We start from the raw sequence: 21,795 nt of genomic DNA on the forward strand, positions 1-21,795 counted from the left end.
AAAGCCTCGCAAATTACTGCGAGGCTTTATTTTAAGAAAAATATATATTAAGTTTTCCATCATCATATCTAGCTGTGCTGATTTCTTTAGATTGAAGTTTAGTTGGAAGTACAAAACCTCTTCTTTCATTTTTTATAGATATTATGATTTCATCCTCATTTTGAGATAGTTTAATTTCATTTTTATCTATAAAAGGCATTTTTATTTCAAGAATATAGTTTCCGTCTTCACTTTTTACATCAAATATCTTTTCATTAAATAAAACCTTGCTTGGATCTAAATCTCCATAAAGCTTATCTCCAGCTTCTTTTAAATGTGTATATTTTCTCAGCTCATGATTCATAAGTTCAAGCTTAAATATTGGTATTCCTTTAAAACTCTCTTCGATATCTTTAATGGTATTTTTTTGTATATTAGCCCATTTCTCAAAATAACCTTCAAGAGATTCCTTTGAAAAAATCCTGTTTATAAATATTCCATCTACGTTGTAATCAAACAAATGAAGATATGAAAAACTCCTTTTTGCTTCTTTAACCACTATCTTTTCTGGAGTTGTAACTATTCTAATACCTACTACATCTTTGTTAAGCATAAGTTTATGAAGTTCATCAATCTTCTGATAAAGTTTATCTATATCGTCAAACACCTTATCATCTGGCAAAGGAATTTTAACCGTTGCCTCCACTACAGGTCTAACAAACTTAGCTGCTTTTCTTTTTATGGGGAAAAACTTTTCCATCCACCATTTAAATAAGTCTGGAAACTTTAATAAGGACATGGTTTCCCCTGTTGGCGCACAGTCAACAATTAAAACATCATATACTCCTTCATCGTATACTTCCTTAATTTTTATTAAAGATAAAAGTTCCTCAAAACCTGGAAATACTAATAATTCCTCTGTTTCTATAGTCTTATCTGATTTTAACATCATTAATTTTTCAATATAACCTTTTATATTTCCCCAAACTCTTTCATTTTCTATAATCGAGTCAATCTCCATAGCATAAAGATTTTCACTTACCTTTATAGGCTCATTAGAAAGCTTAACATCAAAAGAATCACCTAAACTATGAGCTTGGTCTGTACTCATGATAAGTACCTTCTTCCCTTCCTCTGCTATTTTGCAAGCAGTAGCTGATGCTATACTTGTCTTTCCTACTCCACCTTTACCAGTATATAATATTACTCTCATAACTTTCCCTCCACCTTTATGAAAAATCAACCTCTACTTTTTTTGTTATTTTTTTATCTTCTTTCTCATCTTTTTCTTCTTGTATCATATATATTGCTATATCTTTTATTAAACTTAATGCTTCTTTTTCAATATCATCCACTCTTTTTCTTACCTTATCTGGAAGTATCTCCTTTATGGCTTCATATCTTAAAGTTTCTGCTTTTATAATTTTTTTAATAAATTCCTTATTCATAAAATCACCTCTATTCAAAATAAATGCTTAATTTTTCAGAATTAAGTTTTGCTGATGCAATAGAATATTTCCTTATGGAATTAGGTATAGGAATATTCCTCTTAAAATTGCCTATTTTTATTATTACATCGCTTCCTGATTCAAATAAATCAAAATCCTTTTTATCCGTAAAAGGAACATAAACCTCAAGTTTATATCCATTTTCAGTTTTTTCAAAAACTTCATTTAGTGTAGTTTCAAGAATATCAAATATATTTTCTTCTTTTAATGAATCATTAACTATTCTATCTAGTGCCTCCACCCCATTTATATCTTCTTCATACCATTTGACTTTATATATAGGTATATTAGAAAAGGAGGAGTTAAGCTCTTCTAGATATTTACTTTGAATCTCTTTCCATTCATTAAAGAAATTATTTTCTATTTCTTGTGGTATAAGTCTGTTTATATATACGCCATCTACATTAAAGTTGTATAAATTTAAATACATATAACTTCTTTTACTTTCTTCTACAACCATCTTTTCTGGAATAGTAACTAATCTTATACTGCATATTTTTCTGTCCTTTAAAAGACTCTGTAATTCAAAAAGCCTAACATACAACTTTTCGATGTCACTCATGGCAGCTTCATTAGGCATATCTATTTTAAATGCAACCTTTGATATTGGTCTTAGTACCTTCATAGCAACCTTCCCTACTGGGAAAAGTTTTTCCATGTACCATGAAAATAGTTCTGGAAACTTAAGAAGAGAAAGTGTTTCACCAGTAGGTGCACAATCTACTATAATCAAGTCATAAATATTTTTATCATATAGTTCTTTTATTTTAAGAAGAGAAAACAATTCCTCTATACCTGGAAAAACTACGATATCTTCATATATTTCTGCGTCTTCTTTTCCTTTAAAAGAAATCATGTTTTTAAATGCATCTGATATATTCCCATAATACTTTTCCATCTCATGATTTGAATCTATCTCTAAACCATCAAGATTATCTATAACCTCTTCTGGTTCAAAGTTTACTTTTTTCATAAATAAATCACTTAGGTTATGAGCCATATCAGTGCTTACTATTAATGTTTTTTTACCTTCTTTAGCTGCTTTTACTGCATGAGCTGCTGCTATACTGGTTTTTCCCACTCCACCTTTTCCTGTAAAAATTAATATCCTTCCCATAATATCCTCCTATAATTCTTATTTAGAATAGTTCTTTTCTCGAAGTATTTATTTTAAAAATAACTTAGTTTCCTAAGCTATTCTATTTCTATTCTTTTAATTTTTTTAGATTTTTTATCTAGATTATTTGCTTTATCTTTTTCAGATCTAAATACAGCCATAACTTTATTTACTATACTTATAAAACTCTGCTTTTCTTCTTGAGTTAAAGAGCTATGTATCTCTTTAAAATAATGCTCTATAAGTTTTTTTTCTTCTTTTATAAAATCCTCTGCCTTTTTAGTTAGAACTATATTTACAACTCTTCTATCTTTTTCATCTCTTATTCTTGCTGCCATTTCTTTTTTTTCTAATCTACTGATTACCCCTGTAGCTGTATTTAAAGGAGCATTTATATATTCTGCAATTTCTGTCATATTAGCTTTTTTATATCTATAAAGAAACAAAAGAGATAATATCTCATTTTTTGAGTAATCTAAAAATACATTACTCCACTGATCCGGAAAAAATAAAAACTTAAATTCATCTATATAATTAAAAATTATTGATTCCAAATTAAAGGTTTCATTATTGTGCATACACTTTTCTCCTAAAATTAGTTCTATCCTCGAAGTATATTTTAATTCTACTCTAGAAGTATATTGTTGTCAAGAATTAAATCCTACGACTTCAATACCTGCTATACTTCCTTTACCTTCATATGTTTGCTTACTTCTTTTATTTAAAAAATAAAGCTTCACTTCTCCAGATAATTCTTCTTTTACTGGTATGTTCATTTCTCCTTTTTTAGGAGCCATTAGTCCACCTGGTTGAGTTAATCTACCTTCTAGTCTTAGAATACTCTCTTTATTTTCTATAGATATTTTTATTTTTTTATCGTTTATTTCTTCTATTTCTAGCTTGCTATTATTGTAGGTAGCAAATCTATATTGCTTACCATGAACTAATAAATTCACTATATAACCTCTAAAAGATTTTTTTCCGAAAGGTATATCTGCAACAGATAAAAAAATGCTAGTTCCTTTCTCCTCAAAATTATTGCATTGAATCCATAGATACTCCTTAGGGAATGATGTTCCCCAATCTTTTTCTATATATCCCTTTCCCCCATTAAAATCTATTTCTTCATTATTTATTTTGATTTTTCCAGAAATCTCATGATTCATGCTGATGACCCCATGATAACATTCCATATTAGGTATGTATGCAAAAAAGCCCATTATGTTAGGACATATTATAGACTTTTTTAGAGGAGTTAATGTACCTAGATTTATATCAGCTTTTATATCATAATCTTTATCTTTTATATTAATAGAAATTTTTGATTCAGAAAATGTATTTTCTCCTATACTTATCCTAAAGGGATTTTGATGAAACTTAAAATCTTCTAAATTAAATCGTACATACCCTGTCTTGGTTGTCCTTTTATCATCCTTATCTACACTTACAAATATATATTGAATAAAACTATGATAATCACCATGAAATAAACTTATTCCAGGTATAAAACTTATGACATTTTTTTGATTTTCTGATACCTGTTTATAGTACCAACCTTCAAAATAGTTTTTCTTTTTTAAATCCCCTTGAAAAAGTATGGGGTTTATCATCTTCTTAAACACTTTAGACATCATCCTCACTATATACTATATTTACTAGTATATCCATGTACAAAAAAAGAAACCTCACTAGGTTTCTTTTTCATGAAGATTTATTTGTTTTTTATATTCTCAATTATTCTAGTAATTATATCTATCCTCTTAAATGGAGTTATTAAATAATACCCATCTACATATTCAGAAATCTCTTTTGCTATTTGGGTGGATAACTTCACTGCAAGCTCTGTAGCCTCTTCCTTTGAAACATCTTTATACATCTCAATTATCTCTTCTGAAACGTTGATTCCTGATATTTCATTGTTCATAAAGCAGGCATTTCTATAACTAACAACTGGAATGATTCCACCTAGTATTTTTACATCTAGTTCTTTTCTTGCAAGTTTTAGATTTTCTAGGGCCTCTTTAGTTAAAACAGGTTGAGTTAAAAACATGGTTATTCCATTTTCTATCTTTTTCTTTGCTTGTACCATCTGAGCATTAAAATTTCTTGCATTGATATTTAAGGCCCCACAAACATTAAATGGACTTTTAAAGGTTGTTTCATTTAAGTTTGTTATATAGTTTGCAAGTATTGATGAATTAAAACTAAATACTCCCTTAACTTCATCTCTTTCGGCAGAAGGTATAGGGTCTCCAGTTACAACTAAAACATTGTTCACACCTTCTATATTAAGACCTAAAAGAAGAGCTTTTGTAGCATTTATATTTCTGTCCCTACAAGTCATATGAGGAATTGGTGTTATATCTAGTTCTCTCTTAAGTTTACAAGCAAGTATACTGCTATCAACTCTAGCCCTTGCAATAGGACAATCAGCTATAGTTATAGCATCTACTCCCTGATCTTTTAGTTTCTTTGCACTACTCATAAAAAAGTCTATTTCTGTATCTATAGGAGGATCTAATTCAACTGCAATTATCTTCTCTCCTTTATCTAACTTTTCGATAAGTTTATTTTTCACCTCTGATTTTTTGATTTCTGATGGTTTTGATATCTTGTCATAAACAATATCATCTAAACTAAGTTCTTTCAGTTTTAAAACCATTGCTTTTATATACTCTGGAGTTGTCCCACAACACCCACCTAAAATGCTAACTCCTAATTTCGCTATTTCAAACATCTGACTTGCAAAATACTCTTTACTGTTATCAAAAAAAGTACGGTTATTTATTATAGTTGGATAACCTGAGTTTGGCATTATAGATATAGTTTTATCTTCAATATTAAACTCTTTTATATACTGAAGAAGATGGTAGGGACCTGAAAAACAGTTAAAACCTAAAGCATCAATTTCAGTAATCTTTGAAAGTTTATCTATAAGCTTCTTTCCTGAATTTCCAAGCCTTGTGTACCCTTCTGGAGAAACAGCAAACTCCACAAGAATAAAAGCTTTGTGATTTTTACTTTTTATATATTTGCAGATATCAACTAAACATTCCTCTTGGCTAAAGGTTTCAAATATGAAGTTATCTGCACCTAAATCAAGAAATACATCTACTATTTCTTGGTACTCTTTAAATAATTCATGTCCTTCTAGTTCTTTGATGGGCCCAATATCAGCAAAAACTGAAACTGATGTACCCTTAGTTGCCTCTTTTGCAATTTCATAGCCCTCTTTGATGACCCTCCTAACTACATCAAAATCACTTTCTAATGCCTCTTTATTGGCACCAAAGGTATTAGTTCTTATAGCCCCACAACCTGCATCTATATATTCCTTGTGTATATCTAAAACAGTTTGCCTATCATAAAGATTTCCAAGTTCACACTTAGTTGATGGATTTTTACTTAGTACACTGTAATAAGTACCCATTGCTCCATCAAAAATCAGCGGTTTCTTTTTTGTTTTCATTTGTATCCCCCTAAACAAATTTATCTCTTACCTCAAAGGAAATTATATATCATTAATATCCTTTCCTGCATTACTAAATTTACTATAACACATATGGGTAAGAATTTGTGTTATTTCTTTAATGGTACTATGAACAAGTCTAAAAGTAGAAATAGCCCATTTCAAATAATAACTCACTCAACTTCTCTAGGGGAAACTTATACATTAAAATTTCATTATATCTATTAGATGCTTTCTATTCGAAGTTGTAACTAGGGCTACACTCCCTCCAAATTGTTCAGTTATATATTTTATTACCCATGAGTTAGGATCTGATTCTTTATCTAATAAGTTTTGTAGCTTCCTTTGATTATACAATGTATTATATTCATCTTTTTCTATCTCTCTTTTATTATATTGACCTTTAAGTAATGGAGAGAAAGCAACTAAAGTTAAATCATTATGATATTTTAAGTAATCACTAAGATCTCCATCAACTGCAACTTGTGGATAAAAATCAGCATCAATAGTTGGGGTTAAATAACTATATCTCTGTTGAATTGCAGAAAAGAATTTATAACCATTTTTAATACAAATATTCCTTGCTCGTTCAATGCGCCAAGTTCTAAAATTGCTACATCCAATCTCTTTAATCAAGCCCTTTTCTACAAGTTCGTTTAGTGTTTCTAAAGTTTCTTCCTGTGGAGTGTTATAATCATCTACATGTAAATATAATAAATCAATATAATCTGTATTTAAATTTTCTAAAGACTTTTGTACAGATTCTAAGATAACTTTTCGTCCCAATCCTTGCATATTAGAAAAATCTCTATTTTCAATGTTTTTAGGTAGTGCACCAAGCTTTGTTGCTATTATAGTTTCTTTTCTGTTATTATTTTTATTTAACCACTTTCCTATAACTCTCTCGCTCTCACCACCATTTCCACCATTCCAAACCGCATAGTTGTTTGCTGTATCTATAAGGTTCCCTCCTTCATTAATATAATCATCCATTAACTTAAATGAATCCTCTTCACTTGTCTTTGTTCCAAAATTTATTGCTCCAAGTCCAATATTAGATACTCTTAATGATGAACTTCCTAATAATATTTTTTCCATCTAAAACACCTCCTAAAAATATTATATTTTAGGTTCTAAAATATTGAAATTAGGTACTTTATTGTGCTATAGTTACAAAAAAGTACCTAAGGAGATAATTATGATAGTAAATGAATGGGAAGAAGGATGTCCTTTATTGTTAACCCAGAGAATAATCTTGGGTAAATGGAAGTTATCTATAATATGGTTTTTAGCCAGAAATGAAGTCATGAGGCACTCAGAATTGAAAAGAGCCTTTGATGATTCCTCTCTTACTCAAAAAATGCTCACTCAGCATTTAAGAGAACTTGAAGATGATAATATTGTTGAAAGAAAAATCTACAATGAAGTTCCTCCTAAGGTTGAATACAGTCTAACAAAGGTAGGCAAGAGCTTTATTCCAGTACTTGATCTTATGGAAAAATGGGGAGAGTCTTATATAAAAATTGGTGCAGAAGATAATTAAAGCTTGATGTTCATATAAAATAATACATCCTACAATAGTTATACCTAAAATGTCGGATTCTCTATTTTTGCTTCTGTTATCCTGTATATGAAAGGAAGGGATTTTAATGGATTCACTTAAAAATATGAATGATGCTCTAAAGTATATTGAAAAAAATCTTGAATATGAAATAGATTATAAGGAGATAGCTAGACTAGCTTTATGTTCTGAATATCATTTCAAAAGAATGTTTTCTTTTTTAGCTGGAATTCCACTATCAGAATATATCAGAAGGAGAAGGCTCACAGTTGCTGCTTTTGAACTTACGAACAGTGATATAAAAGTGATAGACCTTGCTGTTAAGTATGGATATAATTCTCCTGATGCTTTTTCAAGGGCCTTTCAAAGTTTACATGGAGTTACTCCATCAGAAGCTAGAGATAATAGTCATTCATTAAAAGCTTATCCACCTATGACCTTCCAATTATCTATTAAGGGAGGAAACGAAATGAATTATCGTATTGTAGAAAAAGAAAAATTTAATATTATTGGATTAAAAAAGAGGGTTCCTATAGTTTTTGAAGGGGTTAATCCTGAGATTTCTAAGATGTGGCAAAGTCTAAACATGCAAATCATAACTGAACTTAAGGCACTTTCAAACATTGAGCCATCAGGACTTATAAGCGCTTCTGTAAACTTCTCTGAAGGAAGAATGGAGGAAAAAGGTGAACTTGATCACTATATAGGAGTTGCTTCAACTAAAGAATGTCCAGATAATTTTGAAAAACTTGAAGTTAAAACATCAACTTGGGCCGTATTTGAAGCTGTTGGGTCTTTTCCAGAAACTCTTCAAAATATATGGGGACGTATTTACTCTGAGTGGTTCCCATCATCTAACTATGAAGTAGCTGAAGGGCCTGAAATTCTATGGAATGAAAGTAAAGATACCTCATCTCCAACCTACAAAAGTGAGATATGGGTACCCGTAGTAAAAAAACAATAAGATCTTAAAGGGAACTTGTCTTAAGTTCTCTTTATTCTTTTATTGCTAACTTGGAGACATGCTTTTCGCCATGACTATCAAAATACTTATAAAACTTCATGCCTATCTTCTCAGCAACCCTTTGTGAAGGAATATTTCTTTCACTTGTAATTGAAAAAACTCTAGAATAATTTAATATTTCAAAGGCATATTTCTTGCATGCCAAAGCAGCCTCCGTTGCATAACCTTTATTGCAATAATCCTTAATAATATGGAACCCAATCTCCGGCACAACTTCATCTTCAATTCTCTGCATTGTTATTCCACAATCCCCAAGAAAAACTTCTCCTTCTTTTAATATAACTGCCCATAAACCATGATTATACTTACTATAGTTTTCGATATTCCATTGAATCCACTTCTCTACTTTCTCTTCATCAAATACCTTAGGATAATATTTCATAGACTCAAAATCAGATAGAACCTTTGATAGCTCATTCTTATCTTCTGGTACAAGTTCTCTTAGATATAATCGTTTTGTTTCTATTACTTTTATGATTAATCACCTCAACTTATTTCATATTACTTAAATATGATGAACCTCTCGTTTATCATATTTTATCATGGGCCTCTTATATTTCTTCATATACCTTTTCTTGAACTTAATAGTCTGATGTACCTTTTGATGGGCCTCTTATTTGCCCTAGTAAAATCAACTTTGTTTTAATAATCAAGATGATGATTTCCTCTTTGAATCTTGATAACCCTTACCTAAAATAAATATAATCACCCCAATTAACAAAGAAAATCCTTTCAATGAAACTAAGTATTAATTGTAATATGACTGAATTAATAAAATTAAACATAACCATCCTGAAGCAAAAATATTTAAGCAAATTGAAAAAATAAGATAACCACGACCAGCTCTTTTGTTTATTTTCATTTCCTTAAGTGATGATATAATAGCAATAATTGATATTACTATCATTGCAATCATTGATGTTATAAAGTTATAATATGAAAGCCTTGGTTGTTTAATTATTGAGTAATCTAAATACCTAAATAGTAGAAAAATAACAGCATATAGAATTATATAAAACCATGGTTTCTTAAATATCATGAAATCACTCCTCTATTATTTTGATGGGCCTAGTTAAATAAGATTACTTTAGTAATCAAGATAACGATTTATTTTTTAAGTATCCTCTTTAAATAAGCTATATCTAACAAATTTATAGTTTCAAAATTCCCTTTGTAAAAAACAGCCCAGTTATTGAAAACACAAGGCAATTCCTTTGCCCTTTGTAGTGTATCCACTTGAATTAAAGATACAGGAACTTCATTCATTTCACAATACTGTTTTATCATCTCAATACTTTGATAAACATATGGACATTGCATATCATAATAAATTGTTAATTCTTCGCTTTCAATTTTATGATTTTTAACACTGGGTGAAAATTTTGGCATTGTACCATCAAAAGAAAGCGCAAGTAATTCATAATCGTCATCTGTATTATCAACAACCTCAAAGCCGAACTTCTTAACAAATGATTGGTCTGAAAGCCAAGCCTTCTGCTTTTTTGCTCCAAGCATGCAAATTCCTGATTTCCCCTTTGCTTTAGCATCAGCTAAACAATACTCCATCAACAAATTTCCATAACCTTTTCCCTTGTAATTGCCTGAAACCCATAAACAATACACATAATAATAGTTGTCTCCGATTATTGGAACCCAAGCTGTTTCAAGAGGAGCATACTCAATAAAAACAGTAGCTTTTTCATTTAATTTTCTAAAGACATGACCTTCATTTAACCGTTCTGACAGCCATTCTTTTTTTGCATCAATACCTTTATGTGGCTTTTTACTACGTATAATGCAGCATACATGCTCATTGGCAAGGTTTTCTTTTGTTAGGTTTATAAATTCAGCACACATGTTTTAATTCTCCTCCCTTACAAAGCCTAATTCTTAAATTACTTCCAATCTATGATTTATTTCATATAATTTCTTATTGTGTCTACAGTTGCTAATATATCATTGATGTTTTCTTTAGTTTTGTTGTTCTCTTTGGCATAAAGAAAAATATCGCGAACTGAAGATAAAGAATTTGCAAACTTCTCATCCATCCACTCATATCTTGGCAACAACCATAAATGAAAGTGCCTTGACCTTTCTTCTTGAATAATTGTTACTTCTTTAATATCACTTATGATTTTTAATGCTTCTCTCGCCTTATAAGCTAACTCAAATAGTTCTTGTGATTCCTCATAAGTTAATTCTGAAATTGACTTAATATGTTTTTTTGAATCAATTATTAAAAATGCCTTAATTGGAACTTCTGGATCTTGATGAAGAACGAAATTTTTAGTGCTTTTTATTATATCACCAGGCGGAGTAAACTCACCGTTTCCTATGGAGCAACCTAAACATTCACAATTCCATTCCTTATCTAAAATATCTCTTATTATCATAAAATCCTCTCCTCTAAAACTCAATGCCTCTCATTTTTTAAATATATAAATAAAGATAAATTCAGCATATTTACAACAAATTTAGTTTGGGAACCTGAATGAAACTAAGGTATATTAATGATGTTATTATTACTATGTTTATAGAATAACTTAACATTAAAAATTTTATTTCTTTAAAGTCATTTCTTTTTTCTCTATAATTTCGTGCTGATACAACTATGCTAATCAATAGGATTATAAGTTGTACTATAATAAACAAGTAGTTCCAGAATAAGGTTTCAGAATTTAATGTTATTCCTTTTGAAATCCTTGATATCTCATTATTTATAAAAATAGAAATTACTTGAACCCAAGGTAACATTATTATTAATGCCAATGAATATCTTTTTATATATTTTACCTTTAAAAAATACAGTATTAATATATTTAAGATGATTATTAGCATACTGATTATAAAGTTATCCATAATTGTCCATAGACCTAGTAAATAAAAAAGCCATTGTACACCAAAAAACATAAATATCTGATTCATATCTTTCCCCTTTAAAGTTAATTTGCATAGTTCATATCTCTTATTCAGATTATTAATTAAAATACAATACCTTACACTTTATTTCAAATTTTCAATATTCTAAATCTATTTTCCTAAAACAATAAGATTTCCTAAAGGACGAAATCCGTTTTTCTCATAAAACTTACAAGATGGATAGTCTTTTTCTGTATTAAGTATCATTCCTTGAACATTTTCATCCAATAATAATTTTTCTATATGATTTAGGAATAAACTTCCGATACCTTCCCCTTGATAATCATAACTTATACAAAACTCATCTATATAATATTCCATGCCACATATCCAAGGCTTTTTCATACCTATACTTAATGCTACAATTTTATTATTTACTAAACCTATATAACCTAAAAAATAATTGTTTTTCATATGATTTATGAAAAACTCCTTTACCTGCTCTCTTGAATCATATTCGTCATTCCAAGGTTCTTTCGAAAATGTATCTATAAATAAATCAACACACTCTTCTAAATATTTCTCTTCAAATTTATTTACTTTAAGCTCCATTTTATACTCCATATTTCTTTTAATTTACTATTTCTCTATCTCTTACCATAACTATGATTAAATTATACCACGTTTTGTAAATATTTTCTTCATGTACCTTTTCTTATACCTAATTTTTATCTTCATATCCCTGATGCACCTCTTGATGGGCCTAGTTAAAATATCTTAACATTAGGATTTCTATATCTTTTTCTTTTCATGGTTTTCTTATCCCATTGAATAGCTTCTTTAGGACAATACTGAATACATGCTGTACATTGTTCACACTTGTGTTTCCATGATGGTTTTTCTCCATTAAATTCTATATTTTCTACTGGACAAACTTTTTCACAAAGCTTGCAACCATTACATTCATCAGTTACCCAAAAATTTTTATCACTTTCATGAAAGCCTTCAACTATTTTATTAGTTTGTTTAATAAAGATCTTATCAACTAATCTATCCAGAACTAAACTTGTCACCTCACACGGGTAATTTTTTCTTTCCTTAATTGTTTTTGATATCATTTCTATCTTTTTCTTTTCTTGCTTAAAAATATCATTATAAGAGTTCATGTCTTTAGTATCATATTTTAAGATATTATTTGCAGGCATTTTAACTAAAAATCCTGAGTTTAGATGTCCATGATTTTTTTCTAATAAATCTTTGAGTTTAAATAACACCTTAGCAGGTGCACCTCCATGAGTTACTATACTAAAAACATAGGTATCCTCACTTAAGTTTAAGCTTTTTATTACCTTATCAACAATTAAAGGCAAACGTGCATAATAAACAGGAAATATTATTCCAAGAATTTTTGATTTAACCTCTATCTTTTCCTCATTTCTCATAGAAGCTATCTTACATAAATTAAGAGTAGATAATCTATTTTGTATATCTTTTGCTACTTGATAACTGTTTCCTGTACCTGAAAAGTAAAGTATGGTATCTTCATTAATAATCATTATAAATGCCCCCTTCTTCTTTTACAGAAAGTATACACCTTGTACCATACTACAGAGTCAAGAGCAAAATAAAAGCTTTCTTGAAATACCTCAAGAAAGCTTTTGATATACTATTTATTCTCTTCTGCTACCTAAAAACTTATCATACAAAAATACAATAGCCGCAACTACCAATAATATATGTATAAGCCCTCCTCCTATTCTAAATAGAAGACCTAATAACCAAAAGAAAACTACAATTCCACCTAACCATCTTAAAAATTTCATTATAATCTCTCCTTTCTGCCTAGCTTCTAAATAGTTTGTATTGTCTATTTTTGTTTTATTATACCATAATATACGTTATTAAACAATAATTATTATCATTTATTTTCTTTTCTATAACATTCTCTGTTCTCTGATAGTACATTATCATTAACTTTTTCTAAAAGCTTTTTTGTTTCACTTAAAGCATCTATTTTAACCTGTAATTCCTTGATTTTTTCTTCAACTATTATCTTTATACCTTCAACATGTCCACCTAATATATCTTCATATACCTCATCGAAAATCACTTTTATTTCTTTTAAAGAAAAACCATAACTTTTAACCATTAGAATAAATTCAATTTTCTCAACCTCATCTTCTGAATAAAGTCTATAGCCATTTTTATCCCTTTTGTTTTCCGTTAATAATCCTACATTCTCATAATATCTTATAGTTTCCCTGTTTATATTTAACTTTTTTACTACCTCTCCAATTTTATAATAATTTTTCATACAACTACCTTTTCCTTTAGATATTATTAGTTAAGTCACCTAAAAATTTATTTATAGCAACTAATTCTTCTGAGTTATATTTTGAAATCATATCTTCAAATTTTTCATTCTGAGCCTTATGAATTTTTTCATGTATAAAAAATATTTCTCTACCTAACTTTGTTAGTATGTAATAAACTTCTTTTTTATTGCTTTCAAGTTTATCTGACTTTATTAAATCCTTGTCAAGGAGTTTAGTTGTTATTTTAGATATAGCTCCCTTCGTCATATTCAATTCTTTTGATATAAATGTTGTATTAGAAAATTTATTTTTTCCTATACAATCAATAACATGAACTTCTGACAAAGTTAAATTTTTATTTAGTAGTTCTGCTATTTCATATTTATCTAACATCTCTTCTAAAGCTTTTTCATGTTCATCATCAAAGCTACTTAATCTATTTATCAACATACTCATCTTTTTTGTTATATCTTGAACTTTATTATTATCCATAATTCTTCTCCTAAATATATACTTTCCTAAGAAACAATGTAATTATATCATTTTAATATTTTTATATCAACAAGGTGAAATTTATTGTTTACAAGGAAACCATGTTGTGTTAATATTGTTTTAGTTTCTCAGGAAACCATATTGACACCTCAATATTTTCTAGATAAAAGCATCTATATAAACATTGAGGAAAGTTACTTATAAAAATAAGATTTTCTTAACTTGAAGGGAGAAATACATTGTGTTTAAGTTCATGCATTCTATTTTAAAATCAAAAGGAAATATAAAAAATGATACAAGCTCCTGCGTATATTGTGGAAAATGCGAAAAAATTTGCCCAGCTAATGCTATAAAAGTAACTCCAAATGAACGTACATGGGTAATTGACAATGAGGTTTGCGTTAGATGCAAAAGATGTGTAAGAACTTGCCCAAAACATTCTTTATCACTTGTGAAGAATTAGGTTTAATCTATAATAATAAAGCTGGAGTTATAGCTTATCCATAACTCCAGCTTCTATAGTATTTTTAAAGGTCAGCAGGGAACTTAATATCTAACTGACTTCTAACCTCGTCCATTATTTTTACTTCCATAACTGAATACTTATTATGTTTATGTGCATTTTCCTTTGAATTTATTAATCTTACTATTTCTTCAACTTCATAATACATGTTGTTAGGATGTTTACTTATTTCAATCTCTTCTGTTTCTCCGTTATTGTAGATGATTGAAAGTTCTCTTGTATCTGGTATTTCTTTTATTATCATACAGCCTTTTTCCCCTTGAATTTGGCTAGGTAGCTTTGAATTAGTTATTTTTGAATATAATAACTCACCTTGCATACCATCATATTCAACTAAAATAGTTCCTGCTCCATCAATTCCATTTTCTAATTTTACAGCACTTGCTACAATCTTTTTAGGCATTCCAAAAAGTTTTACCATTGGGTGGATACAGTAAACACCTATATCCATAAGTGCTCCGTTTGAAAACTTAGGATTAAAAGCATTTTCTATAACACCATTTTTAAAATTATCATATCTTGAAGAGTATTGGCAGTACTGGAATGTAAGTCTTCTTACTTTTCCTATCTTATGAAGATTATCTTGTATTGCCTTAAATCCAGGATCAAAAACTGGACGCATTGCTTCTAATAAAATAACTCCATTATCATCTGCAGCTTTTAACATAGCTTCTAACTCCTTAATATTAGATGCTATGGTTTTTTCACATAAAACATGTTTTTTACCATTTAACATTTTTATTGATTGACTAGCATGTAGACTATTAGGACTAGCTACATACACTGCATCTATTTCATTGCTTGCTGCAAGTTCATCTAAATCATCATAAACTAAGGTAACTCCATATTTACTTCCAAACTCTAACGCTTTCTCTTTACTTCTTGAATAAACAGCTGCTAACTTAAAATCTTCACATAACATAGCCGCATTCAAAAACCCATCTGTTATCTTATTAGTACCTATTACCGCAAATCTTACCATTTTGCTACCTCCTTTTTCCTATATAAATAGTTTACATTACATACGGTATCAATTCAATAATCCTTTACTTATTATTAAACTTTAGAGTAGGTTTTGTTATATATGTTCTTCTGCAAAATATTTCATGCTACTTTTTTTAAGTTCTTCAGTGCTATATAATATGCTGTAAGTTTTAATCCCAGATGCTTCTGAAATTCTTTCAACTATTTTCTCGCAAGTTTTTTTATCTTCTCCATGAATCATAGTAAATACATTATAAGGCCAATTAGGATAGGTTGGTCTTTCATAACAGTGGGTAACTTCTGAAAAAGAAACCATAATCCTACTCACTCTCTTAAGCTCTTTTTCTGGAACAATCCATACTACCATTCCATTCCCTTTGATTCCAACATTTCTGTGGTTTAAAGAAGCACCAAATCTTCTTATAACTCCTTTATCCTTAAGTTCTTTTATCTTATCTAAGAGTTCTTCTTCTGTGATTCCAAGTTCACAGGCAATCTCTTCATATGGCTTAGGAACTAGTGGTAAATCTTCTTGAAGTTTTCTAATTATAGCTTTATCCAAATAACTAAACATAGCTTTTCTCCTTAAGATTAAAACTCACATTTATCTTAAATAAATTTATAGAAGGTAACTCCATTATCTCTTCTATTCCTGTATTACTTTTAATTTCCTCAAGTATTCTTTTAACACTTTCTCTAGATGATGCTGTTAAAGTAAACCACATGTTAAAGCTATGCTCTCTAATATAATTGTGGGTGACTCCCTCATAGCTATTTATGATTTTTGAAACTTCTTTAATTTTTTCCTTTGGAACTTTAGCTGCACATAAAGTGCTATAATAACCTACCTTTTTAGAATTAACTATTCCTCCTAACCGCCTTATATAACCATCTTTTTTAAGATCTTTTAGAAGTTCTATAACCTGATTTTCACTTACTCCTAGTTTCTCTGATATCTTTAAATAAGGTCTTGATTCTAATGGAAATTCATTTTGAATTAAATTAAGTAAATCAACACATATCTTATCCATTAATAACCTCAACTTCTTCATTAGCTGAGTATAGACAGACCTCATCTGATGACATATAATCTCCATCATTATAAAAGGCTGCACGAGCACGACACCCTCCACAGCTCTTTTTATATTCACATTCTCCACATTTTCCTTCATATTCTAAAGTCCTAAGTTCCTTAAATACAGGACTATCTCTCCATAATTCACTGAAAGGAACCTCTCTCACATTTCCTATAGGTTTATCCAGATATGCACAAGGCTGCACATCACCAACTGGACTTACAATGCAATAACTAACCCCTGCTAAACATCCTCTTCTAAACCTTGGTCTCATATTAAGTTCATTTGCAATCCTCATGAATTGTGGTGCACAGGTTGGTTTTAATTCTATGTCTACTTGTTTTTGCTTTATCATAATATCTTTAAGAAGTTTTTCATATTGAAATGGGGTTAAAGATTGATCTTCTATATTTTCTCCTCTTCCTGTAGGAACTAAGAAGAAGATATGATGAGCAACAGCCCCAAGTCCCATACCAAAATTAGTTATATTAAGTATCTCATCCTTATTCCACTTCATCACAGTTGAATGTATTTGAAAAGGTAATCCTACGGCTTTGCAGTTTTTCATACCTTTAACAGCTTCCACCCAAGCACTTTTAAATCCTCTAAACTCATCATGTTTTTTGGAATTAAGACTGTCTAAACTTATTCCTATTCCCATGGCACCTGAATCTTTTAATTTTTTTGCGATTTCTTCAGTTATAAGTGTTCCATTACTTCCAATAACAGGCCTAAGTCCACTATTTGAAGCATACTCAATAAGCTCATAAATATCTTCACGTATTAAAGGTTCCCCACCTGAAAAAATCATTATTTTAAAGCCAGCTTTTTTAACTTCATCTATAAGTTTTTTTCCTTCTAAGGTGTTTAATTCTTTCTCAGCTTTAATTCCAGAGTTTCTGTAGCAATGTTTGCAATGCATATTACACTTATTAGTTGTGTTCCATGATATAATCATTGATATCCTCCTAAACTAATCCAAGTTTCTCCCCTACCCCTATTTCTTCATCAGTCAAATAACATGCAGGATCAGATGCCCAAAAATCTCCTGTCACAGCCTCTGCTCTAGATCTAAAATTGCCATTACACACATTAAGCCAGTTACATTTACTGCACCTTCCCTTAAGAAGCCTCTTTCTATCTTTTAATCCTGCTAAAATTGGATTTGATATATCTGTCCATATATCCTTAAAATTTCTTTCTTTAACATTTCCAAATGTATACTGCGTAGTGAATTGATCACTATGTACATCACCTTTATAATCTATATTAGCTATCGCTATCCCTGAGCGATTTCCCCCATTCATTTTCATTAAGTTTAATATATTTTGAGATAGATGAGGGTATTTTTTCTCTGCCTCTAGATATAGATATACTGTATCAGCATGATTATCTACCGTTAAAATCTCAACTTCACTTCCTAGTTTCATTGCATTATTAATTATTATATTCATAGCTCTTCTTGTTTCTTCATGAGATATATCTTCTTTCATCATCTCACTACCTCTGCCTGAATAAACTAAATGATAAAAACATACTCTCTTAATCTTCTCTTCTTTAACGAGGTAAAAAATCTCTTCAAGTTCATCATAATTATTACTGTTAATAGTAAATCTTAATCCAACTTTTTGATGGGCCTCCTGACAGTTTCTTATACCTAGAAGCGCACTATCAAAGGCCCCTCTACTTCCTCTAAAATCATCATGTCTTTTTCCTATTCCATCTAAGCTGACTCCAACATACCCAACTTTTCTTTCTTTAAGTTTTCTTGCCATTTCCTTATCAATAAGTGTTCCATTAGTTGATATGGTACTTCTTATATTGTAGCTCCCAGCATAATCAACTAAATCCAAAATATCTTCTCTAATAAGAGGTTCCCCTCCTGAAAACAGTATTACAGGTACATTAAAATGGTATAAATCCTCTATTAGTTTTTTCCCTTCATAAGTAGTAAGTTCACCTTCATATTTCTTGTTATCTGAGTCTGCATAACAGTGCTTACACTTTAAATTACAGGTTCTAGTACAGTTCCAAACAACTACTGGCCCTCTATCTAAATTAACTCCATGTTTTGCTTCATTTGCACCATGAGTATATCTAAGTTTATCTCCAAAACTTTCTGTCCCACATAGCAGTTTAGATACACCTATCATAATGCACCTCCTATCCATAATTAACGCGACTTTGGTATTTTTCCCAATTATTCATATTTTATTACAAAAATAAAAAGATAACTCCTATATATTTTTTAGAAGTTATCTTTAAATACGCTTAATCCCTTACTTATTATTACTCGTAGTCTCTTCTTTTTCTAGCAAGTTTCAAGAATATAGAGTGATCTATACTTTCACATGGCAAAACCCTAATATAGTGAGATGAGTATATATAATCTTCTTCAAGATATGCCTTTATAGTATAGTATCCAGGCGGAATATCATCTATATAAAATTTTCCATTCTTATCAGATCTAGTTTTATATACTGGAACTTTAGTGTCATTACCAAAAAACAGCCATATAATTACATTTTCAACTATTTTATTATATTTCTCTATATAAGTTGTTCCTGAGATTTTTGCTGAATAATTAATTTTATTATCTCCAACAACAAATTGTATATTTTGTGAACTAAATTGAACTGGATTTACAGTTTGCTCTTGATCAAGATCTTGGATGTTCTCTTGTGAACTTTTTTGAATATTATTATCTACTTCTCTATTTTGAGGAACCTTTACCATAGGAACTTTTTCATTTCCTCTATTGCTTGTATACATTTTGCACCTCCTAAAATTAAGGTGTTCTTAGCTTAAAAGTATAGCGGAGAAAATCTCCACTATACTCTTTTTAATATAAATTACTTTTTAGCACTTCTTTTTGCCTTCTTCTTCTTCGATTTTGATTTCTGCTTCTGCTTCTGCTTTGGCATCACTGTCTGAATAACTTCCTGCATAGTTATCTGCATCATTATCTGCATCGCTCTCAGCTTTTTGCCCTTGATATTGCTTCTGTGAGATATAGTTATAGTTAATTTGTTTGTTGTATTGTTTTTGTTTATGATATTCTTCTTCTATTTCCTTTTCATAATCAAAGACCTTGTTCTCAGCAGCTGCCTTAGCTTCTGCCTCTGCCTTTGCTTCTGCTTCAGCTTTTGCAAAAGCTAATGCAAATGCAGCTGAAAAAGCTAATGCAAAATCATTATAATCCCAGCTTGATCCATTTTTAGTTCCTAGTGTTTCTAAAACTTCTTCTCTGATCTTATTAAAATCTACATTTTTCACAAAATACCACTCCTCTAAAATGATTTGATGTGAGTGCACTCTGTTTATAATACGCTTTTATGTTTATACTTGTTCCACAAAACAAAAAATATTTTGACTAATATCAACACCTTTAGACAATTATTTCCAAATGATTATCTACAACTATATAAGCTTTCTTAAACAAAAATATCATCATCAATTTAAAAATTAATGCTGATATTTTGATATTATTTATTTTAATTTTATCTCTGTAGGATATTCCCATCTCTCAAGTTCCTCAGGAGCAAAAGCTCTAGGTTCTTTTCCTCCACCTATAACCAAAGCTCTATAATACACCTCAGCTAACTCCTCTATATAATGAGCTTTTAATAATGCATTTTTAGGTACACTATCTACAGCTACTGTACCATGGGCCTCTAAAAGAATACAATCAGATCTTTTTATAGGTTCTATAACACTGTTTGATAGTTCTCTTGTACCTGGTCTTCCATAAGGTGCAACAGGAATCATGGCATCTTTAAGTCCTAAAGTTGCACATTCATATATTATTGCAGGTATTGGTTTATTTACTACAGCAAATGAGGTTGCAATACGTGAGTGTGTATGTACAACAGCCCCTACATCTTCTCTTGTTTTATAAATTTCTAAATGCATTAAAAGTTCACTTGTAGGCTTCAAATCAGTTACTGCTTCTATAACGTTTGCATCTAAATCTACTACACAAATATCATGATAAGTTAATTCTGCTCTATCTACAGCAGCTGGTGTAACTACAACATATCCTGTTTCTTTATCCCTTATACTAAAATTTCCTGACTTATGCTTACATAACCCTGATTGATCTGCTTCCTTAGCTATTTTTACAACTTCTTTCTTTAATTCTTCTAACATACTAATTCTCCCCCTATATTTTAATAATTTATGTCAACAATTTAAGACCAGTATACTTTAATATGGTGCAGAAATTGTTTACAAACTAATAAAAAGCCACTTATTTAATTAATGGCATAAAAATATCATCCACAATTTCATTAAGTACATTATCTGTTATTGGTTTATGAGTAGTAAGAATTTCATATCTTACTAAATCTAAAGGCAAGGAAATAATCCTCGAAGTTATTTTTTCTAAGTCAACCTCTCCTCTTAATTCAGCATTTTTTAAAATATCTCTCATATAATTCTCAAATCTACCTTCAATTCCGCTCATAATCTGAGGAAATGAATTCATTATATGTTTACTGAAATATTCCACCATAAGTCCATGAATAGTTTCTCCCCCTATCATCTGTAGCGGCACTGCAATTCTTTTTAATAGTTGAAATACATCATCTCTTAGATTTCCTGTATTAGGAGTTACTTTTTCAGATCTAGGGATATATTTTTTTAATGTTTCAATGACAAGCCTACTTTTATTTTCCCATCGTCTATATATTACGGCCTTATTAGTTTTTGCTCTTGCTGCAACTCCTTCTATGGTTAAGCTGGTATATCCCATCTCTGAAAGTTCATCCCAAGCAGCCTTAAGTATTGCATCAACAAGTTCATCTCCACGACGCCTTGTTAGTATTTTTTTATCTATATCATTTTTATCCATGCCTAAATTACCTCAAAAACTTTTTTACATTGCATT

The 21,795-nt window shown here is 29.8% G+C and carries 30 protein-coding genes; 3 read left to right on the forward strand and 27 right to left on the reverse strand.

Going from position 1 to position 21,795, the window contains the following annotated elements:
- Positions 1 to 31 precede the first annotated feature (31 nt).
- The 8 genes from L1S49_RS17430 to L1S49_RS17460 form a co-directional block, all read right to left on the reverse strand.
- The gene (locus L1S49_RS17430; RefSeq protein ID WP_238906680.1) at positions 32 to 1,192 is read right to left on the reverse strand and encodes an ArsA family ATPase; all 1,161 of its coding nucleotides are present in this window, start codon (positions 1,190 to 1,192) and stop codon (positions 32 to 34) included.
- Between the two features lie 16 nt (positions 1,193 to 1,208).
- Positions 1,209 to 1,427 carry a hypothetical protein gene (locus L1S49_RS17435; RefSeq protein WP_238906681.1) on the reverse strand — a complete coding sequence of 73 codons (219 nt, stop codon included), beginning with the start codon at positions 1,425 to 1,427 and terminating at the stop codon, positions 1,209 to 1,211.
- A gap of 10 nt (positions 1,428 to 1,437) precedes the next feature.
- Entirely contained in the window at positions 1,438 to 2,604 is a 1,167-nt protein-coding gene (locus L1S49_RS17440; protein ID WP_238906682.1) for an ArsA family ATPase, read from the reverse strand.
- Positions 2,605 to 2,681: 77 nt separating this feature from the next.
- Entirely contained in the window at positions 2,682 to 3,182 is a 501-nt protein-coding gene (locus L1S49_RS17445) for a MarR family transcriptional regulator (protein WP_238906683.1), read from the reverse strand.
- 69 nt (positions 3,183 to 3,251) lie between these two features.
- A complete protein-coding gene (locus L1S49_RS17450) occupies positions 3,252 to 4,226 on the reverse strand; it encodes a tocopherol cyclase family protein (protein ID WP_238906684.1) in 975 nt (324 codons plus the stop codon).
- An 89-nt stretch (positions 4,227 to 4,315) separates the two neighbouring features.
- Positions 4,316 to 6,073, reverse strand: a complete 1,758-nt coding sequence (locus L1S49_RS17455; protein ID WP_238906685.1) for a bifunctional homocysteine S-methyltransferase/methylenetetrahydrofolate reductase — start codon at positions 6,071 to 6,073, stop codon at positions 4,316 to 4,318.
- Between the two features lie 42 nt (positions 6,074 to 6,115).
- A complete protein-coding gene (locus tag L1S49_RS23295; RefSeq protein WP_343073987.1) occupies positions 6,116 to 6,250 on the reverse strand; it encodes a hypothetical protein in 135 nt (44 codons plus the stop codon).
- A 27-nt stretch (positions 6,251 to 6,277) separates the two neighbouring features.
- Entirely contained in the window at positions 6,278 to 7,171 is an 894-nt protein-coding gene (locus L1S49_RS17460) for an aldo/keto reductase (protein WP_238906686.1), read from the reverse strand.
- 100 nt (positions 7,172 to 7,271) lie between these two features.
- Here L1S49_RS17460 and L1S49_RS17465 point away from each other — a divergent pair, with 100 nt between their 5' ends.
- Both L1S49_RS17465 and L1S49_RS17470 read left to right on the forward strand, forming a co-directional pair.
- Positions 7,272 to 7,616 carry a helix-turn-helix domain-containing protein gene (locus tag L1S49_RS17465; RefSeq protein WP_238906687.1) on the forward strand — a complete coding sequence of 115 codons (345 nt, stop codon included), beginning with the start codon at positions 7,272 to 7,274 and terminating at the stop codon, positions 7,614 to 7,616.
- A 106-nt stretch (positions 7,617 to 7,722) separates the two neighbouring features.
- Entirely contained in the window at positions 7,723 to 8,598 is an 876-nt protein-coding gene (locus L1S49_RS17470) for a GyrI-like domain-containing protein (protein ID WP_238906688.1), read from the forward strand.
- A 31-nt stretch (positions 8,599 to 8,629) separates the two neighbouring features.
- Here the strand turns inward: L1S49_RS17470 and L1S49_RS17475 are convergent, their stop codons facing one another.
- The 10 genes from L1S49_RS17475 to L1S49_RS17520 form a co-directional block, all read right to left on the reverse strand.
- Positions 8,630 to 9,136, reverse strand: a complete 507-nt coding sequence (locus L1S49_RS17475) for a GNAT family N-acetyltransferase (RefSeq protein WP_343073988.1) — start codon at positions 9,134 to 9,136, stop codon at positions 8,630 to 8,632.
- Between the two features lie 270 nt (positions 9,137 to 9,406).
- Positions 9,407 to 9,697 carry a hypothetical protein gene (locus L1S49_RS17480; protein WP_238906689.1) on the reverse strand — a complete coding sequence of 97 codons (291 nt, stop codon included), beginning with the start codon at positions 9,695 to 9,697 and terminating at the stop codon, positions 9,407 to 9,409.
- 68 nt (positions 9,698 to 9,765) lie between these two features.
- Positions 9,766 to 10,515, reverse strand: coding sequence for a GNAT family N-acetyltransferase (locus L1S49_RS17485; protein WP_238906690.1), 750 nt, complete (start codon positions 10,513 to 10,515; stop codon positions 9,766 to 9,768).
- Between the two features lie 56 nt (positions 10,516 to 10,571).
- Positions 10,572 to 11,051, reverse strand: coding sequence for an HIT family hydrolase (locus L1S49_RS17490; RefSeq protein WP_238906691.1), 480 nt, complete (start codon positions 11,049 to 11,051; stop codon positions 10,572 to 10,574).
- Positions 11,052 to 11,121: 70 nt separating this feature from the next.
- Complete coding sequence (locus L1S49_RS17495) at positions 11,122 to 11,583, reverse strand: hypothetical protein (RefSeq protein WP_238906692.1); 462 nt, start codon at positions 11,581 to 11,583, stop codon at positions 11,122 to 11,124.
- 105 nt (positions 11,584 to 11,688) lie between these two features.
- Positions 11,689 to 12,129 carry a GNAT family N-acetyltransferase gene (locus tag L1S49_RS17500; RefSeq protein WP_238906693.1) on the reverse strand — a complete coding sequence of 147 codons (441 nt, stop codon included), beginning with the start codon at positions 12,127 to 12,129 and terminating at the stop codon, positions 11,689 to 11,691.
- Positions 12,130 to 12,284: 155 nt separating this feature from the next.
- Positions 12,285 to 13,073 (reverse strand): EFR1 family ferrodoxin, encoded by a 789-nt coding sequence (locus tag L1S49_RS17505; RefSeq protein ID WP_238906694.1) that lies wholly within the window; start codon positions 13,071 to 13,073, stop codon positions 12,285 to 12,287.
- Between the two features lie 114 nt (positions 13,074 to 13,187).
- Positions 13,188 to 13,340, reverse strand: coding sequence for a lmo0937 family membrane protein (locus L1S49_RS17510; RefSeq protein ID WP_139259296.1), 153 nt, complete (start codon positions 13,338 to 13,340; stop codon positions 13,188 to 13,190).
- A gap of 95 nt (positions 13,341 to 13,435) precedes the next feature.
- Positions 13,436 to 13,831, reverse strand: coding sequence for a MerR family transcriptional regulator (locus tag L1S49_RS17515; RefSeq protein WP_238906695.1), 396 nt, complete (start codon positions 13,829 to 13,831; stop codon positions 13,436 to 13,438).
- 16 nt (positions 13,832 to 13,847) lie between these two features.
- Positions 13,848 to 14,324, reverse strand: coding sequence for a MarR family transcriptional regulator (locus L1S49_RS17520; RefSeq protein WP_238906696.1), 477 nt, complete (start codon positions 14,322 to 14,324; stop codon positions 13,848 to 13,850).
- Between the two features lie 241 nt (positions 14,325 to 14,565).
- On the opposite strand from L1S49_RS17520, the gene L1S49_RS17525 reads away from it, so the two are divergent.
- Complete coding sequence (locus tag L1S49_RS17525) at positions 14,566 to 14,787, forward strand: 4Fe-4S binding protein (RefSeq protein ID WP_181603164.1); 222 nt, start codon at positions 14,566 to 14,568, stop codon at positions 14,785 to 14,787.
- A 64-nt stretch (positions 14,788 to 14,851) separates the two neighbouring features.
- Here L1S49_RS17525 and L1S49_RS17530 read toward each other — a convergent pair whose 3' ends face one another.
- The 9 genes from L1S49_RS17530 to L1S49_RS17570 form a co-directional block, all read right to left on the reverse strand.
- Positions 14,852 to 15,829 (reverse strand): Gfo/Idh/MocA family oxidoreductase, encoded by a 978-nt coding sequence (locus L1S49_RS17530; protein ID WP_238906697.1) that lies wholly within the window; start codon positions 15,827 to 15,829, stop codon positions 14,852 to 14,854.
- Positions 15,830 to 15,925: 96 nt separating this feature from the next.
- On the reverse strand, positions 15,926 to 16,405 hold the full coding sequence (locus L1S49_RS17535) for an AsnC family transcriptional regulator (RefSeq protein WP_238906698.1): 480 nt from the start codon (positions 16,403 to 16,405) through the stop codon (positions 15,926 to 15,928).
- Entirely contained in the window at positions 16,398 to 16,862 is a 465-nt protein-coding gene (locus L1S49_RS17540) for an Lrp/AsnC family transcriptional regulator (protein WP_238906699.1), read from the reverse strand. Before L1S49_RS17540 ends, L1S49_RS17535 begins: the two co-directional genes overlap by 8 nt.
- Complete coding sequence (nirJ2, locus tag L1S49_RS17545; RefSeq protein ID WP_238906700.1) at positions 16,855 to 17,865, reverse strand: putative heme d1 biosynthesis radical SAM protein NirJ2; 1,011 nt, start codon at positions 17,863 to 17,865, stop codon at positions 16,855 to 16,857. The genes L1S49_RS17540 and nirJ2 overlap by 8 nt, the downstream gene beginning before the upstream one ends.
- Positions 17,866 to 17,875: 10 nt before the next feature.
- Positions 17,876 to 19,060 (reverse strand): putative heme d1 biosynthesis radical SAM protein NirJ1, encoded by a 1,185-nt coding sequence (nirJ1, locus tag L1S49_RS17550; protein ID WP_238906701.1) that lies wholly within the window; start codon positions 19,058 to 19,060, stop codon positions 17,876 to 17,878.
- A 136-nt stretch (positions 19,061 to 19,196) separates the two neighbouring features.
- Entirely contained in the window at positions 19,197 to 19,679 is a 483-nt protein-coding gene (locus L1S49_RS17555; protein ID WP_238906702.1) for a carboxypeptidase-like regulatory domain-containing protein, read from the reverse strand.
- A gap of 87 nt (positions 19,680 to 19,766) precedes the next feature.
- Positions 19,767 to 20,183 (reverse strand): hypothetical protein, encoded by a 417-nt coding sequence (locus L1S49_RS17560; protein WP_238906703.1) that lies wholly within the window; start codon positions 20,181 to 20,183, stop codon positions 19,767 to 19,769.
- Positions 20,184 to 20,396: 213 nt separating this feature from the next.
- Positions 20,397 to 21,056 (reverse strand): class II aldolase/adducin family protein, encoded by a 660-nt coding sequence (locus L1S49_RS17565; protein WP_238906704.1) that lies wholly within the window; start codon positions 21,054 to 21,056, stop codon positions 20,397 to 20,399.
- Positions 21,057 to 21,156: 100 nt separating this feature from the next.
- Positions 21,157 to 21,759: a TetR/AcrR family transcriptional regulator gene (locus L1S49_RS17570; protein ID WP_238906705.1), complete on the reverse strand. Its 603-nt coding sequence runs from the start codon at positions 21,757 to 21,759 to the stop codon at positions 21,157 to 21,159.
- Between the last annotated feature and the right edge of the window lie 36 nt (positions 21,760 to 21,795).

It is taken from the genome of Clostridium sp. YIM B02506, from assembly GCF_022324845.1.
Classification (GTDB): Bacteria; Bacillota; Clostridia; order Clostridiales; family Clostridiaceae; genus Clostridium_T; species Clostridium_T intestinale.

Excerpts from the sequence above, each read along its gene's own strand:
- L1S49_RS17430 (WP_238906680.1), bottom strand. The coding sequence starts at position 1,192 with ATGAGAGTAATATTATATACTGGTAAAGGTGGAGTAGGAAAGACAAGT.
- L1S49_RS17435 (WP_238906681.1), bottom strand. The coding sequence starts at position 1,427 with ATGAATAAGGAATTTATTAAAAAAATTATAAAAGCAGAAACTTTAAGA.
- L1S49_RS17440 (WP_238906682.1), bottom strand. The coding sequence starts at position 2,604 with ATGGGAAGGATATTAATTTTTACAGGAAAAGGTGGAGTGGGAAAAACC.
- L1S49_RS17445 (WP_238906683.1), bottom strand. The coding sequence starts at position 3,182 with ATGCACAATAATGAAACCTTTAATTTGGAATCAATAATTTTTAATTAT.
- L1S49_RS17455 (WP_238906685.1), bottom strand. The coding sequence starts at position 6,073 with ATGAAAACAAAAAAGAAACCGCTGATTTTTGATGGAGCAATGGGTACT.
- L1S49_RS17460 (WP_238906686.1), bottom strand. The coding sequence starts at position 7,171 with ATGGAAAAAATATTATTAGGAAGTTCATCATTAAGAGTATCTAATATT.
- L1S49_RS17465 (WP_238906687.1), top strand. The coding sequence starts at position 7,272 with ATGATAGTAAATGAATGGGAAGAAGGATGTCCTTTATTGTTAACCCAG.
- L1S49_RS17470 (WP_238906688.1), top strand. The coding sequence starts at position 7,723 with ATGGATTCACTTAAAAATATGAATGATGCTCTAAAGTATATTGAAAAA.
- L1S49_RS17480 (WP_238906689.1), bottom strand. The coding sequence starts at position 9,697 with ATGATATTTAAGAAACCATGGTTTTATATAATTCTATATGCTGTTATT.
- L1S49_RS17485 (WP_238906690.1), bottom strand. The coding sequence starts at position 10,515 with ATGTGTGCTGAATTTATAAACCTAACAAAAGAAAACCTTGCCAATGAG.
- L1S49_RS17490 (WP_238906691.1), bottom strand. The coding sequence starts at position 11,051 with ATGATAATAAGAGATATTTTAGATAAGGAATGGAATTGTGAATGTTTA.
- L1S49_RS17495 (WP_238906692.1), bottom strand. The coding sequence starts at position 11,583 with ATGAATCAGATATTTATGTTTTTTGGTGTACAATGGCTTTTTTATTTA.
- L1S49_RS17500 (WP_238906693.1), bottom strand. The coding sequence starts at position 12,129 with ATGGAGCTTAAAGTAAATAAATTTGAAGAGAAATATTTAGAAGAGTGT.
- L1S49_RS17505 (WP_238906694.1), bottom strand. The coding sequence starts at position 13,073 with ATGATTATTAATGAAGATACCATACTTTACTTTTCAGGTACAGGAAAC.
- L1S49_RS17510 (WP_139259296.1), bottom strand. The coding sequence starts at position 13,340 with ATGAAATTTTTAAGATGGTTAGGTGGAATTGTAGTTTTCTTTTGGTTA.
- L1S49_RS17515 (WP_238906695.1), bottom strand. The coding sequence starts at position 13,831 with ATGAAAAATTATTATAAAATTGGAGAGGTAGTAAAAAAGTTAAATATA.
- L1S49_RS17520 (WP_238906696.1), bottom strand. The coding sequence starts at position 14,324 with ATGGATAATAATAAAGTTCAAGATATAACAAAAAAGATGAGTATGTTG.
- L1S49_RS17530 (WP_238906697.1), bottom strand. The coding sequence starts at position 15,829 with ATGGTAAGATTTGCGGTAATAGGTACTAATAAGATAACAGATGGGTTT.
- L1S49_RS17535 (WP_238906698.1), bottom strand. The coding sequence starts at position 16,405 with ATGTTTAGTTATTTGGATAAAGCTATAATTAGAAAACTTCAAGAAGAT.
- L1S49_RS17540 (WP_238906699.1), bottom strand. The coding sequence starts at position 16,862 with ATGGATAAGATATGTGTTGATTTACTTAATTTAATTCAAAATGAATTT.
- nirJ2 (WP_238906700.1), bottom strand. The coding sequence starts at position 17,865 with ATGATTATATCATGGAACACAACTAATAAGTGTAATATGCATTGCAAA.
- nirJ1 (WP_238906701.1), bottom strand. The coding sequence starts at position 19,060 with ATGATAGGTGTATCTAAACTGCTATGTGGGACAGAAAGTTTTGGAGAT.
- L1S49_RS17555 (WP_238906702.1), bottom strand. The coding sequence starts at position 19,679 with ATGTATACAAGCAATAGAGGAAATGAAAAAGTTCCTATGGTAAAGGTT.
- L1S49_RS17565 (WP_238906704.1), bottom strand. The coding sequence starts at position 21,056 with ATGTTAGAAGAATTAAAGAAAGAAGTTGTAAAAATAGCTAAGGAAGCA.
- L1S49_RS17570 (WP_238906705.1), bottom strand. The coding sequence starts at position 21,759 with ATGGATAAAAATGATATAGATAAAAAAATACTAACAAGGCGTCGTGGA.